The sequence below is a fragment of the Streptomyces cathayae genome (assembly GCF_029760955.1).
In the GTDB taxonomy this organism is placed as follows: domain Bacteria; phylum Actinomycetota; class Actinomycetes; order Streptomycetales; family Streptomycetaceae; genus Streptomyces; species Streptomyces cathayae.
This window is the reverse complement of record NZ_CP121682.1, coordinates 3,168,610-3,183,257: the sequence shown is the minus strand read 5'-3', so window position 1 is coordinate 3,183,257 and position 14,648 is coordinate 3,168,610. Positions and strand designations below refer to the sequence as shown.

General features: G+C 72.2%; 12 protein-coding genes. 9 read left to right on the top strand and 3 right to left on the bottom strand.

The annotated features are described in order from the left end of the window. Positions 1-541 precede the first annotated feature (541 nt). Positions 542-1,720 carry an ADP-forming succinate--CoA ligase subunit beta gene (sucC, locus tag PYS65_RS14315; protein ID WP_279334352.1) on the top strand — a complete coding sequence of 393 codons (1,179 nt, stop codon included), beginning with the start codon at positions 542-544 and terminating at the stop codon, positions 1,718-1,720. Between the two features lie 21 nt (positions 1,721-1,741). Then, on the top strand, positions 1,742-2,626 hold the full coding sequence (sucD, locus tag PYS65_RS14310) for a succinate--CoA ligase subunit alpha (protein ID WP_279334351.1): 885 nt from the start codon (positions 1,742-1,744) through the stop codon (positions 2,624-2,626). 66 nt (positions 2,627-2,692) lie between these two features. On the opposite strand, the gene PYS65_RS14305 is transcribed toward sucD, so the two are convergent. After that, positions 2,693-3,775, bottom strand: a complete 1,083-nt coding sequence (locus PYS65_RS14305; protein WP_279334350.1) for a helix-turn-helix domain-containing protein — start codon at positions 3,773-3,775, stop codon at positions 2,693-2,695. A 96-nt stretch (positions 3,776-3,871) separates the two neighbouring features. Here PYS65_RS14305 and PYS65_RS14300 point away from each other — a divergent pair, with 96 nt between their 5' ends. Continuing rightward, positions 3,872-5,590, top strand: a complete 1,719-nt coding sequence (locus PYS65_RS14300; RefSeq protein WP_279334349.1) for a cell division protein PerM — start codon at positions 3,872-3,874, stop codon at positions 5,588-5,590. Between the two features lie 42 nt (positions 5,591-5,632). Here PYS65_RS14300 and PYS65_RS14295 read toward each other — a convergent pair whose 3' ends face one another. Then, positions 5,633-6,430: a hypothetical protein gene (locus tag PYS65_RS14295; RefSeq protein ID WP_279334348.1), complete on the bottom strand. Its 798-nt coding sequence runs from the start codon at positions 6,428-6,430 to the stop codon at positions 5,633-5,635. A gap of 418 nt (positions 6,431-6,848) precedes the next feature. Here PYS65_RS14295 and purN point away from each other — a divergent pair, with 418 nt between their 5' ends. Together purN and purH are read left to right on the top strand one after the other, a co-directional pair. Beyond that, on the top strand, positions 6,849-7,487 hold the full coding sequence (purN, locus tag PYS65_RS14290; RefSeq protein WP_279334347.1) for a phosphoribosylglycinamide formyltransferase: 639 nt from the start codon (positions 6,849-6,851) through the stop codon (positions 7,485-7,487). Continuing rightward, a complete protein-coding gene (gene purH, locus PYS65_RS14285; protein WP_279334346.1) occupies positions 7,484-9,046 on the top strand; it encodes a bifunctional phosphoribosylaminoimidazolecarboxamide formyltransferase/IMP cyclohydrolase in 1,563 nt (520 codons plus the stop codon). The genes purN and purH overlap by 4 nt, the downstream gene beginning before the upstream one ends. Before the next feature lie 87 nt (positions 9,047-9,133). On the opposite strand, the gene PYS65_RS14280 is transcribed toward purH, so the two are convergent. Further along, positions 9,134-9,739 carry a hypothetical protein gene (locus PYS65_RS14280; protein WP_279334345.1) on the bottom strand — a complete coding sequence of 202 codons (606 nt, stop codon included), beginning with the start codon at positions 9,737-9,739 and terminating at the stop codon, positions 9,134-9,136. Between the two features lie 399 nt (positions 9,740-10,138). On the opposite strand from PYS65_RS14280, the gene PYS65_RS14275 reads away from it, so the two are divergent. The 4 genes from PYS65_RS14275 to PYS65_RS14260 all read left to right on the top strand — a co-directional run bounded on the left by PYS65_RS14275 (position 10,139) and on the right by PYS65_RS14260 (position 14,590). Beyond that, positions 10,139-10,993: a bifunctional methylenetetrahydrofolate dehydrogenase/methenyltetrahydrofolate cyclohydrolase gene (locus PYS65_RS14275; protein WP_279334344.1), complete on the top strand. Its 855-nt coding sequence runs from the start codon at positions 10,139-10,141 to the stop codon at positions 10,991-10,993. Then, a complete protein-coding gene (locus PYS65_RS14270) occupies positions 10,983-11,597 on the top strand; it encodes a DUF3017 domain-containing protein (RefSeq protein ID WP_388704520.1) in 615 nt (204 codons plus the stop codon). The genes PYS65_RS14275 and PYS65_RS14270 overlap by 11 nt, the downstream gene beginning before the upstream one ends. 471 nt (positions 11,598-12,068) lie before the next feature. Continuing rightward, positions 12,069-13,151: a helix-turn-helix domain-containing protein gene (locus PYS65_RS14265; RefSeq protein WP_279334343.1), complete on the top strand. Its 1,083-nt coding sequence runs from the start codon at positions 12,069-12,071 to the stop codon at positions 13,149-13,151. Between the two features lie 449 nt (positions 13,152-13,600). Then, positions 13,601-14,590 carry a malate dehydrogenase gene (locus PYS65_RS14260; RefSeq protein ID WP_279334342.1) on the top strand — a complete coding sequence of 330 codons (990 nt, stop codon included), beginning with the start codon at positions 13,601-13,603 and terminating at the stop codon, positions 14,588-14,590. Positions 14,591-14,648: the final 58 nt, after the last annotated feature.

Genomic DNA, 14,648 nt, shown 5'->3' with positions numbered 1-14,648 from the left:
AGGAGCGGACCGAGAGGCAGGCCGCGCACCCGCGCAGGCCTTCACCCGGCTGCCCGGGCGCGAGCACGTCTCGTACACCCCGTGCACCCCATATACCTCGAAGGCCCCATGTGCCCTGTGCGCCCCATGTGTCTCGCGTAAGCGGTACCTGACTCACGAGTGACAAGAGCTTCGCGAGGTTGTCCGGATCCGGACGGCCGAACGCCGTCGGGTCGGGCCCGGCCGTGACCTCGCGGACGGGGTGATCGGCTCCCGTCGGGGTGCGGGGCAGGCCCCGCCGGGCCGGTCCCGAACCGGCGGGGCCCTCCGCGGATGGCACGGTGTGTCACTGTTTCCGGCATCATGTGACAGGTCTCACCGCTCAGATGTGACCTGCGATTTAGAGACACCTTGCAACCGGGGATAACCTGCGAGACGGACATGCCGCGCGCTCGGACACCGTGTGCGCTCCCCTTGTGACACTGCGGACGTAGTCACGTTGCCCTTCGCGGCACGCCCACGCATCCAACGAATCGCGAATCACTGATAGGGACGGAAGCGCGTGGACCTGTTCGAGTACCAGGCGAGGGACCTCTTCGCCAAGCACGATGTACCGGTGCTGGCCGGTGAAGTCATCGACACGCCTGAGGCGGCGCGCGAGATCACCGAGCGTCTGGGCGGCAAGTCCGTCGTCAAGGCCCAGGTGAAGGTCGGTGGACGCGGCAAGGCCGGTGGCGTGAAGCTGGCGGCCACCCCGGACGAGGCCGTCGCCCGTGCGACGGACATCCTCGGGATGGACATCAAGGGCCACACGGTCCACAAGGTGATGATCGCCGAGACCGCTCCGGAGATCGTCGAGGAGTACTACGTCTCCTTCCTCCTCGACCGTGCCAACCGCACCTTCCTCTCCATCGCCTCCGTCGAGGGCGGCATGGACATCGAGGAGGTGGCGGCCACCCGTCCGGAGGCCGTCGCCAAGACGCCGATCGACGCCAACGAGGGTGTGACCCCCGAGAAGGCGCGCGAGATCGTCGAGGCCGCGAACTTCCCGGCCGAGGTGGCCGACAAGGTCGCCGACGTCCTCGTCACCCTGTGGAAGACCTTCATCGCCGAGGACGCGCTCCTCGTCGAGGTCAACCCGCTGGCCAAGGTCGCCTCCGGTGACGTCCTCGCCCTCGACGGCAAGGTCACCCTGGACGACAACGCCGAGTTCCGTCACCCCGACCACGAGGCGCTCCACGACAAGGCCGCGGCCAACCCGCTCGAGGCCGCCGCCAAGGAGAAGAACCTCAACTACGTCAAGCTCGACGGCGAGGTCGGCATCATCGGCAACGGCGCGGGGCTCGTGATGAGCACCCTGGACGTCGTCGCCTACGCCGGTGAGGCACACGGCGGCGTCAAGCCCGCCAACTTCCTCGACATCGGTGGCGGCGCCTCCGCCGCCGTCATGGCGAACGGCCTGGAGATCATCCTCGGCGACCCGGACGTCAAGTCCGTGTTCGTCAACGTCTTCGGTGGCATCACCGCCTGCGACGAGGTCGCCAACGGCATCGTGCAGGCGCTGCAGCTGCTCGCGGACCGGGGTGAGGAAGTCACCAAGCCGCTGGTCGTGCGTCTGGACGGCAACAACGCCGAACTGGGTCGCCGGATCCTCTCCGACGCCAACCACCCGCTGGTGCAGCGCGTGGACACCATGGACGGCGCGGCCGACAAGGCCGCCGAGCTCGCGGCCGCGAAGTAAGGGACGAGGGACAGAACAGCCATGGCTATCTTCCTCAACAAGGACTCCAAGGTCATCGTCCAGGGCATGACCGGTGCCACGGGCATGAAGCACACCAAGCTCATGCTGGCCGACGGCACGAACGTCGTCGGCGGTGTGAACCCGCGCAAGGCGGGCACCTCCGTCGACATCGACGGCAACGAGATCCCGGTCTTCGGCACGGTCGCCGAGGCGATGGAGAAGACGGGCGCGAACGTGTCCGTCCTCTTCGTACCGCCGGCCTTCGCGAAGTCCGCCGTGGTCGAGGCGATCGACGCCGAGATCCCGCTCGCGGTCGTCATCACCGAGGGCATCGCCGTCCACGACTCGGCCGCGTTCTACGCGTACGCCGTGGAGAAGGGCGACAAGACCCGGATCATCGGCCCCAACTGCCCGGGCCTGATCAGCCCCGGTCAGTCGAACGCCGGCATCATCCCGGGCGACATCACCAAGCCGGGCCGGATCGGCCTGGTCTCGAAGTCCGGCACGCTGACGTACCAGATGATGTACGAGCTGCGGGACATCGGCTTCTCCTCGGCCGTCGGCATCGGTGGCGACCCGGTCATCGGCACGACGCACATCGACGCGCTGGCCGCGTTCGAGGCCGACCCCGACACCGACCTGATCGTCATGATCGGTGAGATCGGCGGCGACGCCGAGGAGCGGGCCGCGGCCTACATCGCGGAGAACGTGAAGAAGCCGGTCGTCGGCTACGTCGCGGGCTTCACCGCGCCCGAGGGCAAGACCATGGGCCACGCCGGCGCCATCGTCTCCGGTTCGTCCGGCACCGCCCAGGCGAAGAAGGAGGCCCTCGAGGCCGCGGGCGTCAAGGTGGGCAAGACGCCGACCGAGACGGCCAAGCTGGCGCGCGAACTCCTCGCGGGCTGAGCGACCGCAGCACACGGGTGGGCCCGTCCCTTCAGGGGGACGGGCCCACCGTCGTCTCCGGCTCCGTCACCGCGGCTGCGGTGCCAGCCGCTGCGGGCCGTGCTGCAGCTCCTCCCGGAGCTTGCTCCGCAGCTTCCGCTCCCTGTTCGAGAGGGGCCCGGGGGCCATCTGCGGCGGCACCCCCTGGACGGTCTCCCCGGGCGGCAGCGGTGGGGCGTAGTGCGTGGGCGCCGTGGCCAGGGTGAGCGCGACGGCGCCGATCAGGGCGACCGTGAAGGCGACGACGGCCCGGGTCCAGAACCGGGCCCTGCGCTCGCTGCCGTCCCGCACCTCCGGCGGCTTGGCGGACCGCAGGTGCTCGGAGGAGGCCAGTTCGGCCAGCCGTTCGTGCAGCACCCGCGGATCCGACAACTCCGGCAGCCGGGCCGCGACGATCTCGTGCGCGTGCAGCAGCCGGCTCGCGGCCGCCCGCGTGCTGGCCTCCGTCTCCGCCGCGGTCTCCGGCAGGTCGAGGCCGACACCGTCGTAGAGCACGAGCGTGCGGCGGTACGGCGGTGGCAGGTGCAGCAGGACGTCCAGCAGCTCCCGCTCGGACGGCTCCGAGGGCGGCGGTTCCGGACGCCGGTGGCGGGGCCGGAACCGGTGCCACGGGGACAGCGCCCACTCGTACGCCGCCGCCCGCACCCAACCGGCCGGGTCGCGGTCGCGGGCCACTTCGGGCCAGCGGTCCCAGGCCAGTTGGAAGGCCCGCTCGACCGATTCGCGTGCCAGTCCGCGGCGGCCGGACAGCAGATACGCCTGCCGTACCAGCGCCGGGGCGCAGAAGGCGTACAGGGCGTCGAAGGCCTGAGTGGGCGTCAGGACGGAGGGCGACTCGGGATATTCGGAGGGTTCAGGGAGTTCGAGGGGCCGACCGGGTCGCTCGGACCGCCGCCCCGTGGGCGCGGGTGCCGGGGTGGCCGTCAGCAGTTTCACGTACGTCTCCCGCTTCCGGCCGCGCGGTGTGCTGCGGCCGGACTCCCACGCACGCACCGTCTCGCGGCTGACGCCGATCCGCTGCGCGAGCTGAGCCTGCGTCAGCGAGCGGGACTCGCGCAGGCGTCGCCGCTCCTCGGGCGAGGGGAGGGGGGTGGCGGGGCTCCGTGTCACAGGACGCCCCTTCGCGCAAGAAGGCACATAAAGTTATATTGAGCGACACAGCGGTGCTTCGCCCGTTACGCCGGGAAAGCGCGTGTCGTTGGGAGCATGGCGGGTGTGATCCAGACGACTGCCCGCCGACCGACGCCGGCCCTGCTGCTCACCCGGATGCGTGACCACCGGCCCGGACTGACCTCCGGTCTCCTCGCCGGCGCGCTCGCCGCGGGACTCGGCCTCGCCGCGTTCGCCATGCTCGTGATCCTGCTGTGGATCAGCTCGCCCTACCCCGACAACGGACCTGACGGCGCGCTGCACGTCGCGGCGGCGCTGTGGCTGCTGGCGCACGGCACCGAGCTGATCCGCACCGACACGCTCTCCGGGGTGCCGGCTCCCCTGGGCGTTCCGCCGCTGCTGCTGCTCACGGTCCCGGTGTGGCTGCTGCACCGGGCGGCCCGCGACGCCACGGACGGGGACGCGTCGGACGACGCTCCGCTCGTCGACGGCCCGACGGCATGGGCGGGCGTCGTCCTCGGTTACCTGGCCGTCGGTGCGCCCGCCGCGCTCTATGCCGCGGGTGGTGGGCTGCGGCCCGCGTGGGCGTCGGCGGGCGTGTGCGTTCCGCTGGTCGCCGTGCTGGCCGCGGGGGCGGGGGTGTGGCGGGCGTACGGCTGCCCCAGCGGGCCGCTGGAGCAGGCCGTGGGGGCACTGCTGCCGAGGGGGGCGCGTCATCTGCTCCTCGGCCCGGACGGACGCCTCGGGGTCGCGGCACGCGCGGCGGCGGCCGGGGCCGCGGTGCTCGTCGGCGGCGGGGCACTGCTGCTGACGGTGTCGCTGGTGTGGCATGGCGGGGAGACCCAGGCGGCCTTTCTGCGGCTGACGGAGGGATGGTCGGGGCGGGCCGCGGTGCTGCTGCTCGGCGTCATGCTGCTGCCGAACGCTGCGGTGTGGGCGGCGGCCTACGCGCTGGGCCCCGGGTTTCTCCTCGGGTCCGGCAGCGCCGTGACCCCGTTCGCCTCCGCCCCGGCGCCGCTGCTGCCCGCCTTCCCGCTGCTGGCGGCGGTACCGGACGCGGGGCCGGGGACGCCGGTGAACTGGGCGGTCTGGGCGGTGCCGTTGGCGGCCGGTGCGGTGACGGGGTGGTTCGTCGGGAAGGGCGCCACGGAGACCGGGCGCCCGGCGCCGACGGAACGGGAGGGCCGGCGGTCGGGGCGGGCGCCGGACGCGGCCTGGTCACGGAGCCGGACGGTCGGCGCCGCCGTGGCGGCGGCGGTGTTGTGCGCGGCCCTGCTGGCGTCGGCCGCCGCACTGGCGGGCGGGCCGATGGGGGTCGCGGCGCTCTCCCGCTTCGGTCCGGTGTGGTGGCAGACGGGAGGCGCGACGCTGGCGTGGATCGGGCCGGTGGCCGCGGCGACGGCCCTGGCGGTACGGGCACGGCGGTGCCGCACGCCTCGGGACGAACCGGCGGAACGGGCACCGGCGGGGGCGGGGGCGGGACCAGACACCAGGGCGAGGGCATGGGCGCGGGCGCGGGCATGGGTGCGGAAGCCGAGGACGCCGAGGACGCTGAGGATCCCGGACATCGGCAGGCCGCGCAGGGGCCCGGCGGAGGGCGAGGCGCACACGACGGGCGCGCGACGGCCCCCGGACGCCTCCAGCCCCTACGACCTCCTGCCCACGGATCCCACCCCGGCCGGACCCGCTCCTCTCCCGGTCCCCGCTCCTCCCCCGACCCCCGCTGCCCTCCCGACCCCCCGCGCTCCCGCGGTTCCCCCCGCGCCCCGCGCTCCCGGACCCCCGGACACACCCGAGCCGCCCCCTGCGCTGTGAGGGGGCGGCTCGGGTGTGCGGGAGCGGTTGTCGGCAGGTCTCTCAGTCGGCCGTCCCGAGGAAGTTCCGGAGTCCGTCCGGCAGGAGGGTGTCGCAGGACTGCCTGGCCTCCTGGGTGAGGGCGTCCTGCGTACAGGTGTAGTAGTCCCGGTAGACCAGCTGTGCCGTGAAACTGGCGGCGACCAGGACGAGCGCCAGGGAGGCCGTGACCAGCCCGCTCACCGCGGCCGTGGTCTGCTGACGACCCGACTGGGCCGGTGCCGGGGTGTCGGGGTCGGAGGCCGCGCGGGGCTTGGCGCGCAGGGCGCTGATCGCCCAGTACAGGGCGAGCGCGCCCAGCAGCAGTGCGACGTAGGGCCAGCTGAACAGGGCGAAGAAGAAGGCCCACATGCCGGACAGCAGGGAGTAACGCGCCCGGCGCTGGATCGGGTCCGTCGGGTCCCAGCGCGGTCCGGGGCCCTGGGGGCCGCCGTTCTTGCCGCTCTGTCCCTCCGGGCTGCGCGGGCGATCGCCGAAGCCACCCGAGGAACGGCCGGGCTGCCGGTCGCTCCACCGCCCGCCCCACGGGGAGCGTCCGCCGTCTCCCCGGCCGCCACCGTCACCGCCCTCGTCACCGGACGGGTGCCGGGGCTGCCAGGGCTGGTCGGGGGTCCCCTCCGGGGGCGGCGCGAACGGGTTGTTCTCCTCGGAGCCACGGCGCTGCTCGCCGCCGCCCCCGCCCCCGTCCCGGGGCGTCTCGGGCGGCGAGGGGTGGCGCTCCCGCAGCAGCACGGCGCCACGCTCCCCTCCCTGTGCCGACGGCTGGGGGAACGTGAGGAATCGCGGGCTGCGGTCCGGCATCAAGTGAGCGTCTTCCCCTTTTAACGAAGTGCGACTGATCGAGTACGGCTGGCCACGGACGACTTCCACGGCCGAGTCGGAGTGTTCCGTCCGTTCTCCGGCCCCCGGGCCCCTCCTGGGAACGTCTGGCGCACAGGAGGCGTTCCCGGGCGACCCGAGTGCTCCCGAGCGTCCGGGAGCGCTCCCGGACGCTCGGGAACACTCCCGGACGCTCGGGAACACTCCCGGACCGGCTCTTCCCAGACGCTACCTTCCAGCCACGCCCCCGTCCCGTGAGGGCCGTCCCCTGTGCCGGTATCGTTGCTGGCGGTCGGCCGCTTCGTAGGCTTCCCCGTATCCGAGGGAGCGAAGCATTCGTACGAATATACAAAGCGCTGTGTCTCCGACCGCACGAGCGCTCCCGAGAAAGGGCCCCACCGTGGCTGCCGAGCCCGTGGCCGAGCGCCCCAGGCGCCTCGTCGTGCTGGTCTCCGGATCCGGCACCAACCTGCAGGCGCTCCTCGACGAGATCGCCGCCACCGGCGCCGAGGCGTACGGAGCCGAGATCGTGGCCGTCGGCGCCGACCGTGAGGGCATCGAGGGGATCGTCCGCGCCGAGCGCGCCGGGCTGCCGACCTTCGTGTGCCGGGTCAAGGACTTCGCCGACCGCCAGGAGTGGGACGCGGCGCTCGCCGAGGCGGTCGCCGCCCACGAACCCGACCTCGTGGTGTCCGCCGGGTTCATGAAGATCGTGGGCAAGGAGTTCCTCGCGCGCTTCGGCGGGCGGTTCGTCAACACCCACCCCGCCCTGCTGCCCAGTTTCCCCGGAGCCCACGGCGTACGGGACGCGCTCGCGTACGGCGCCAGGGTCACCGGCTGCACCGTCCACTTCGTCGACGACGGTGTCGACACCGGGCCGATCATCGCGCAGGGCGTGGTGGAGGTCCGGGACGAGGACGACGAGAGCGCGCTGCACGAGCGCATCAAGGAAGTCGAGCGAAGGCTGCTCGTCGAGGTCGTGGGGCGGCTCGCCCGCAACGGCTATCGCATCGAGGGACGAAAGGTAGTTATCCAGTGACCGCCGAGAGCAACAAGCGGGCCATCCGACGGGCGCTCGTCAGCGTCTACGACAAGACCGGGCTCGAGGAGCTCGCCCGTGGCCTGCACGAGGCGGGCGTCGAACTCGTCTCCACCGGGTCCACGGCCGGCCGCATCTCCGCCGCGGGCGTCCCCGTCACCAAGGTCGAGGAGCTGACCGGCTTCCCCGAGTGCCTGGACGGCCGGGTCAAGACCCTGCACCCGAAGGTGCACGCCGGCATCCTCGCCGACCTGCGCCTCGACAGCCACCGGCAGCAGCTCGGCGAGCTGGGCGTGGAGCCGTTCGACCTGGTCGTGGTCAACCTCTACCCGTTCCGCGAGACCGTCGCCTCGGGTGCGACGCCCGACGAGTGCGTGGAGCAGATCGACATCGGCGGCCCCTCCATGGTCCGCGCCGCCGCCAAGAACCACCCGTCCGTCGCCGTGGTCACCGACCCCGCCCGGTACGCCGACGTCCTGTCCGCCGTCCGTGACGGCGGCTTCGACCTCACCACCCGCAAGCGCCTGGCCGCGGAGGCCTTCCGGCACACGGCCGCGTACGACGTGGCGGTGGCCTCCTGGTTCGCCTCCGACTACGCCCCCGTCGACGAGTCGGAGTTCCCCGACTTCCTCGGCGCCACCTGGGAGCGCAAGAACACCCTGCGCTACGGCGAGAACCCGCACCAGCCCGCCGCCCTGTACGTCTCCGGCACGGGCGGCCTCGCCGAGGCCGAGCAGCTGCACGGCAAGGAGATGTCGTACAACAACTACACGGACACCGACGCCGCGCTGCGTGCCGCGTACGACCACGCCGAGCCGGCCGTCGCGATCATCAAGCACGCCAACCCGTGCGGCATCGCGACCGGCGCGGACGTCGCCGAGGCGCACCGCAAGGCGCACGCCTGCGACCCGCTGTCCGCGTTCGGCGGGGTGATCGCGGTCAACCGGCCGGTGTCCAAGGAGATGGCCGAGCAGGTCGCGGAGATCTTCACCGAGGTCATCGTCGCGCCGGACTACGAGGACGGCGCCCTCGAAGCCCTCGGCAAGAAGAAGAACATCCGCGTGCTGCGGGCCCCCGAGGCCCCGGCCGCCCCCGTCGAGGTGAAGCCGATCGACGGTGGCGCCCTGCTCCAGGTCACCGACCGCCTCCAGGCCGAGGGCGACGACCCGGCCACCTGGACGCTGGCCAGCGGCGAGGCACTCTCCGAGGCGGAGCTGGCCGAACTGGCCTTCGCGTGGCGGGCCTGCCGGGCCGTGAAGTCCAACGCGATCCTGCTCGCCAAGGACGGCGCCTCGGTCGGCGTCGGCATGGGCCAGGTCAACCGCGTCGACTCCGCGAAGCTGGCGGTGGAGCGGGCCGGAGCCGAGCGCGCCCAGGGGGCCTACGCCGCCTCGGACGCCTTCTTCCCCTTCCCGGACGGCCTGGAGATCCTCACCGAGGCGGGCGTCAGGGCCGTGGTCCAGCCGGGCGGTTCGGTCCGTGACGAGCAGGTCGTCGAGGCGGCGAAGAAGGCCGGCGTCACGATGTACTTCACCGGGACGCGGCACTTCTTCCACTGAGCGGAGTGCGGGGCTCCGGCGTCGGCCGGGGCCCCTTCCCGCGGCCTGTCGGGCAGCTCGCACGACAGGCGCCGTGGCGGAACGGAGTCAGTACGTGGGCCGGTTGAACCAGTAGCTTCCGTTCTTGTTGGCGCAGAACACGATGATCAGGATGCCGAGGATCAGGCTGAACAGGGCGAAGGGGTTGCCGGTGACCAGGTTGAGCACGCTGAACAGCGTGACGAACGAGGCGTAGACGATCGCGGAGACACGCACCCCGCCCCGGCCCGTGGCCATCTTGACGCCCGTGAAGATCGCCCAGAACGCGAACGCCAGCACGATCACACCGAAGAAGATCATGACGCCCGCGCCGATGCCGGCGACGGTGTCCGCGTCCTCCGCGGAGATGCTCGGGTCGTCGGCGATGACGTCCTCGAACATCTCGGCGAACCAGGCGCTGGCGATCATCATCAGCAGGCCGCCGAGGGCCTGGAAGCCGCCGAGGACGAACAGCATCACGCGCGCGGCCTTCACACTGCCGGGCATGACCGCCACGGGACCCGGCTGACCGTAGGGCTGCTGGGGGAACGCGGGCGGCGTCGGGTAGCCGTAACCGGGCTGACCGGGGGGCTGCTGCTGGGGGTAGCCGTAGCCGGGCTGGCCGGGCTGCTGCGGCGGCTGTCCGTAGGGGTTGTTCGGGTCGCCGAAACTCATGGCGCTTCTTCCTCCGTTGTCGCTGCGGGTGCGGGGACGACGCGGGGCGCAGTTCGGAGGAAGTTCTGCAGACGCGGTCCGTCCCCCCGGTTCTTGCCCGCGGCACCGTGCCGTTCATCGTTCTTGACCGGTCTGCCGGTTGTCCAGCCGCAGGCGGTATGCGTTGTGCAAGTGCAACATTGCTGATCTTGGCCGGATACAGGTGAAACATGGCTGGTTGGAAGGTGGACCGAAGGTGAAATACGGGATTGCGAACCCCCGCGGTCGCCCGGAGCGAGCCGGGGACGCGTCCGGAGACACGGCTGAAGCACGGCTGAAGCACGGGCCGAGCGCGCCCGGAGTGCGGGCTGAACGCGTGCGGATTGGAACCGGGGCCCGGTCATCCGCGAGGATGGGTCCATGACCGCCCAGATTCTCGATGGCAAGGCCACCGCAGCAGCGATCAAGTCCGATCTGACCGCCCGCGTGGCGGCGCTGAAGGAGAAGGGCGTCACGCCCGGCCTCGGCACGATCCTCGTCGGCAACGATCCCGGCAGCCAGAAGTACGTCGCGGGCAAGCACCGCGACTGCGCCCAGGTCGGCATCGCCTCCATCCAGCGGGAGCTGCCCGAAACGGCCACGCAGGAGGAGATCGAGGCGGTCGTCCGCGACCTGAACGAGGACCCGGCCTGCACCGGATACATCGTCCAGCTGCCGCTGCCCAAGGGCATCGACGAGAACCGCATCCTGGAACTCATGGACCCGGACAAGGACGCCGACGGCCTCCACCCGATGAACCTCGGCCGTCTCGTCCTGAACGAGCCGGCTCCGCTGCCCTGCACCCCCAACGGCGTCCTCACCCTGCTGCGCCGCCACGGCGTGGAGATCAAGGGCGCCGAGGTCGTGGTCGTCGGCCGCGGAGTGACCATCGGCCGCCCGATGCCGCTGCTGCTGACCCGGCGCAGTGAGAACGCCACCGTGACCCAGTGCCACACCGGCACCCGCGACCTGTCGGCGCACCTGAAGCGCGCGGACATCATCGTCGCCGCCGCCGGTTCCGCCCATCTCGTCCGTGCGGAGGACGTCAAGCCCGGTGCGGCCGTCCTGGACGTCGGGGTCTCCCGCAACGCCGAGGGAAAGATTGTGGGTGACGTTCACCCGGACGTGGCCGAGGTGGCCGGCTGGGTCTCCCCGAACCCCGGCGGTGTCGGCCCGATGACCCGGGCCCAGCTGCTGGTCAACGTGGTGGAGGCGGCGGAGCGCAGTGTCGGCTGACAGCGAGGCCCGCGAGGCGCGGGCACCCGGGCCGAAGCCGGCGCCGGAGCCGTCGTCGGAGCCCTTGTCGGAGCCGGAGTCGGCCTCGGCGCAGGCCGAGAACGGCACGGCTCCCGACCCGGCCACGGCTCCCGACCCGGCCGAGGCCCTCGACCTCGCCAAGGCCCCCGACCCCGTCAGCGCGCCCGACGCCGAGGGGAAGCCGCGGCGCACCACCCGCCGCTTCCCGCGGTTCACCAGGGACACCGCCCGCCCGGAGGGCGGCGGCCGGGCCGCCCCCGGCGACGCCCCCGCGCCCGCCCGACAGTGGCCGATCCTCGCCGTGCTGCTCACGGCCGGGCTCGGCCTGCTGCTGACCGTGTTCGACCTGTTCCGGGTCGGCACGCTGCTGATCGGCGTGGCGCTGCTGGCGGGTGGCGTGCTCCGCTGGGCGCTGCCGGGTGTCGGCATGCTCGCCGTGCGCTCCCGCTTCACGGACATCGTCACGTACGGCGCGCTGGGACTGACGATCGTGCTGCTGGCGCTGATGATGCAGCCCAGGCCGTGGCTGGAGATCCCGTTCCTGGAGGACACCCTGCACTTCACGGTCAGCGATCAGCGGTAGGGGCCCGTCCCGGGATGATCCGGGGAATCCGGGGGACGTAGCGGAACGGTCACTTCCGTGCCACAGCGCCCGGACAGCCGTTGAACAGCGGGTTCGCCGTGCAGGAAGGTTGTTTCCGGCGGCCCGCCCTTTCACGGGGGTGAGGACGGGCCGCCGTGCACGCCAGGGCGGGCACCTCGGACGACCGGTGGGGTCGGCGGGGCGATCCCGGTGATCCCGGACAATCCGCCCCACCCTCCCGGGATATGCCCGGTTCTGGTCGGCCGAGGGGGCTGCCGGTGGGAGACTGGGCCACGAGCGGGTGAGCGCGCGACGGCGCATGCCCGCGGCCCTGGCGCTCCTGTGCGCCCCCACCCCGGGAACTGAGATCCTGACCGGCGGCATCCATGTGGGTAGCCGGAACGGCGACTCGGCAGAGGGCCACCACGCGCGAGGGACATACCAGTACGACCGGGGGAAGAGGGGGAAGTAATGCCTCGTTGGAAGGCCTTGCCGGATGAACTCGATCCGCAGATCAAGGAGTTCACGAGCCAGCTCAGGCGCGTCGTGGACCGCAGCGACCTGAGCATCGCGTCGGTCTCCGACCGCACGGGCTACAGCAAGACGTCCTGGGAGCGCTATCTGAACGGACGGCTGCTCGCGCCCAAGGGCGCGATCGTGGCCCTGGCCGAGGTCACCGGAACCAATCCGATGCACCTGACCACCATGTGGGAGCTGGCCGAGCGGGCCTGGAGCCGCTCGGAGATGCGGCACGACATGACGATGGAGGCGATCAGGATCTCGCAGGCGCGTTCCGCGCTGAGCGAGCTCGCCGGCGGACCGTCGTCGAAGGGCAGGGGCCGCAAGGGCGGTGGCGAGCCGGTCCGGTCCGGCGTCGCCGGACCGGCCGGCGTCTCACCGGGCGTGCCGCCGCAGCCGACCGCCTCGGACGTCCGTGACGCCTCCGGGGCGAACTCCTGGGGCATGGCCGGGTACGCCGGGCCCGCCCCGTCGGGCCGTGGCGGCGCCGCTGCCCCTCCCGCGCCGCCCCGGGGCGGCGGCCGGGCCGGCTCCGGCGGTCCGGACGGCAAGCGGCGGACGGGGATGTTCCTCACGGGCGCGGTCGGAGTACTGGTGGTGATCGCCGCCGCGTTCTACGTCACCGGGAGCGACGACGGCAGGAAGGGTGAAGCAGGCAAGTCCCCCTCGCCCACCGCCTCCGCCTCCGTGGAGCTGCCCGCCGGAGTGAAGTGCAGCGGCGACGACTGCGACGGCAAGGACGCGGAGAACATGGGGTGCAGCGGCGACCTGGTGACCACCACGCAGACGGCGACCGTCGGCGCCACCGTGGTCGAGGTCCGCTACAGCGAGACCTGCGGTGCCGCGTGGGGCCGTATCACCCAGGCCGCGCAGGGGGACGAGGTCGAGATCGCCGGCGGGAAGTCGAAGCAGAGCGACAGCATCACCGAGGTCGGCGACACGGTCGCCTACACCCCGATGATGGCGGTCGAGAGCGGCGCACAGGCCAAGGCCTGCGTGGTACTGGCCTCCGGCGAGGAGGGGTGCACGGAGTAGGGCGGTGTGCCGAGGCGGCGACCCGCCGACGCACCGGGTGCGCCGTGAGGCCGCCCGTGAAGTTCGTGGCGCGGTGTGCGCATGAGGCGGCGGAACCGGGGCACGCGAACCTCACCCCCACGGGAGTCCGGCACGATCGGTCCCCCGATCGGCGGCCGCCTCCGACCCTCTCCCGGAGAGGCGGCCGCCTTCCCCCCGGGCACACCCGTGTACACGTTCGTCACTCTGTGGGACTGCCCACACGGAGCCTGGACGTCCACGATCGTGGATGCCGCGATAGCCTGACCGCTGGATCTCTTGACGCCAAGAGATCGATCACCGGTACTCGCCACGATGACCCGTCCGCACCGGTGATCGATCATCGTGGCGGGCACCGGTCACGCGCCGGAGCGGGATCCGTACCCCCGGGGCCGGGACGCCCCACCGCCAGCTGTCATACGGAGAACGCCATGACCCGCACTCCCGTGAACGTCACCGTCACCGGCGCGGCCGGCCAGATCGGTTACGCCCTGCTCTTCCGCATCGCCTCAGGCCAGCTGCTCGGCGCGGACGTGCCGGTCAGGCTGCGCCTGCTGGAGATCACCCCCGCGCTCAAGGCGGCCGAGGGCACGGCCATGGAGCTGGACGACTGCGCGTTCCCGCTCCTGCAGGGCATCGACATCTCGGACGACCCGAACGTGGCCTTCGACGGCGCCAACGTCGCCCTGCTCGTGGGTGCCCGCCCGCGCACCAAGGGCATGGAGCGCGGTGACCTCCTGGAGGCCAACGGCGGCATCTTCAAGCCGCAGGGCCAGGCCATCAACGCCCACGCCGCGGACGACATCCGGGTGCTGGTGGTGGGCAACCCGGCCAACACCAACGCGCTCATCGCTCAGGCCGCCGCCCCGGACGTACCGGCCGAGCGCTTCACCGCGATGACCCGTCTGGACCACAACCGGGCGCTGACCCAGCTGGCGAAGAAGACGGGTTCGACGGTCGCCGACATCAAGCGCCTGACCATCTGGGGCAACCACTCCGCCACCCAGTACCCGGACATCTTCCACGCCACCGTCGCCGGCAAGAACGCCGCCGAGGTCGTGAACGACGAGAAGTGGCTGGCCGAGGACTTCATCCCGACCGTCGCCAAGCGCGGTGCCGCGATCATCGAGGCCCGTGGCGCCTCGTCGGCCGCCTCCGCCGCCAACGCGGCCATCGACCACGTCCACACCTGGGTCAACGGCACCGCCGACGGCGACTGGGTCTCCATGGGCATCCCGTCGGACGGCTCCTACGGCGTCCCCGAGGGTCTGATCTCCTCCTTCCCGGTCACCGTGAAGGACGGCACGTACGAGATCGTCCAGGGTCTGGAGATCAACGACTTCTCCCGCGCCCGCATCGACGCCTCCGTCAAGGAGCTCGAGGAGGAGCGCGAGGCGGTCCGCGGCCTCGGCCTCATCTGATCCCGACGGCTCCACCGGCTCCGTCCGATCCGCCGGAACCGTCCGCCCCGTCCGACGG

What these genes read in the sequence shown, in the direction of transcription:
- sucD (WP_279334351.1), top strand. Translation starts at nt 1,742, where the DNA reads ATGGCTATCTTCCTCAACAAGGACTCCAAGGTCATCGTCCAGGGCATG.
- PYS65_RS14300 (WP_279334349.1), top strand. Translation starts at nt 3,872, where the DNA reads ATGGCGGGTGTGATCCAGACGACTGCCCGCCGACCGACGCCGGCCCTG.
- PYS65_RS14295 (WP_279334348.1), bottom strand. Translation starts at nt 6,430, where the DNA reads ATGCCGGACCGCAGCCCGCGATTCCTCACGTTCCCCCAGCCGTCGGCA.
- PYS65_RS14280 (WP_279334345.1), bottom strand. Translation starts at nt 9,739, where the DNA reads ATGAGTTTCGGCGACCCGAACAACCCCTACGGACAGCCGCCGCAGCAG.
- PYS65_RS14275 (WP_279334344.1), top strand. Translation starts at nt 10,139, where the DNA reads ATGACCGCCCAGATTCTCGATGGCAAGGCCACCGCAGCAGCGATCAAG.
- PYS65_RS14265 (WP_279334343.1), top strand. Translation starts at nt 12,069, where the DNA reads ATGCCTCGTTGGAAGGCCTTGCCGGATGAACTCGATCCGCAGATCAAG.
- PYS65_RS14260 (WP_279334342.1), top strand. Translation starts at nt 13,601, where the DNA reads ATGACCCGCACTCCCGTGAACGTCACCGTCACCGGCGCGGCCGGCCAG.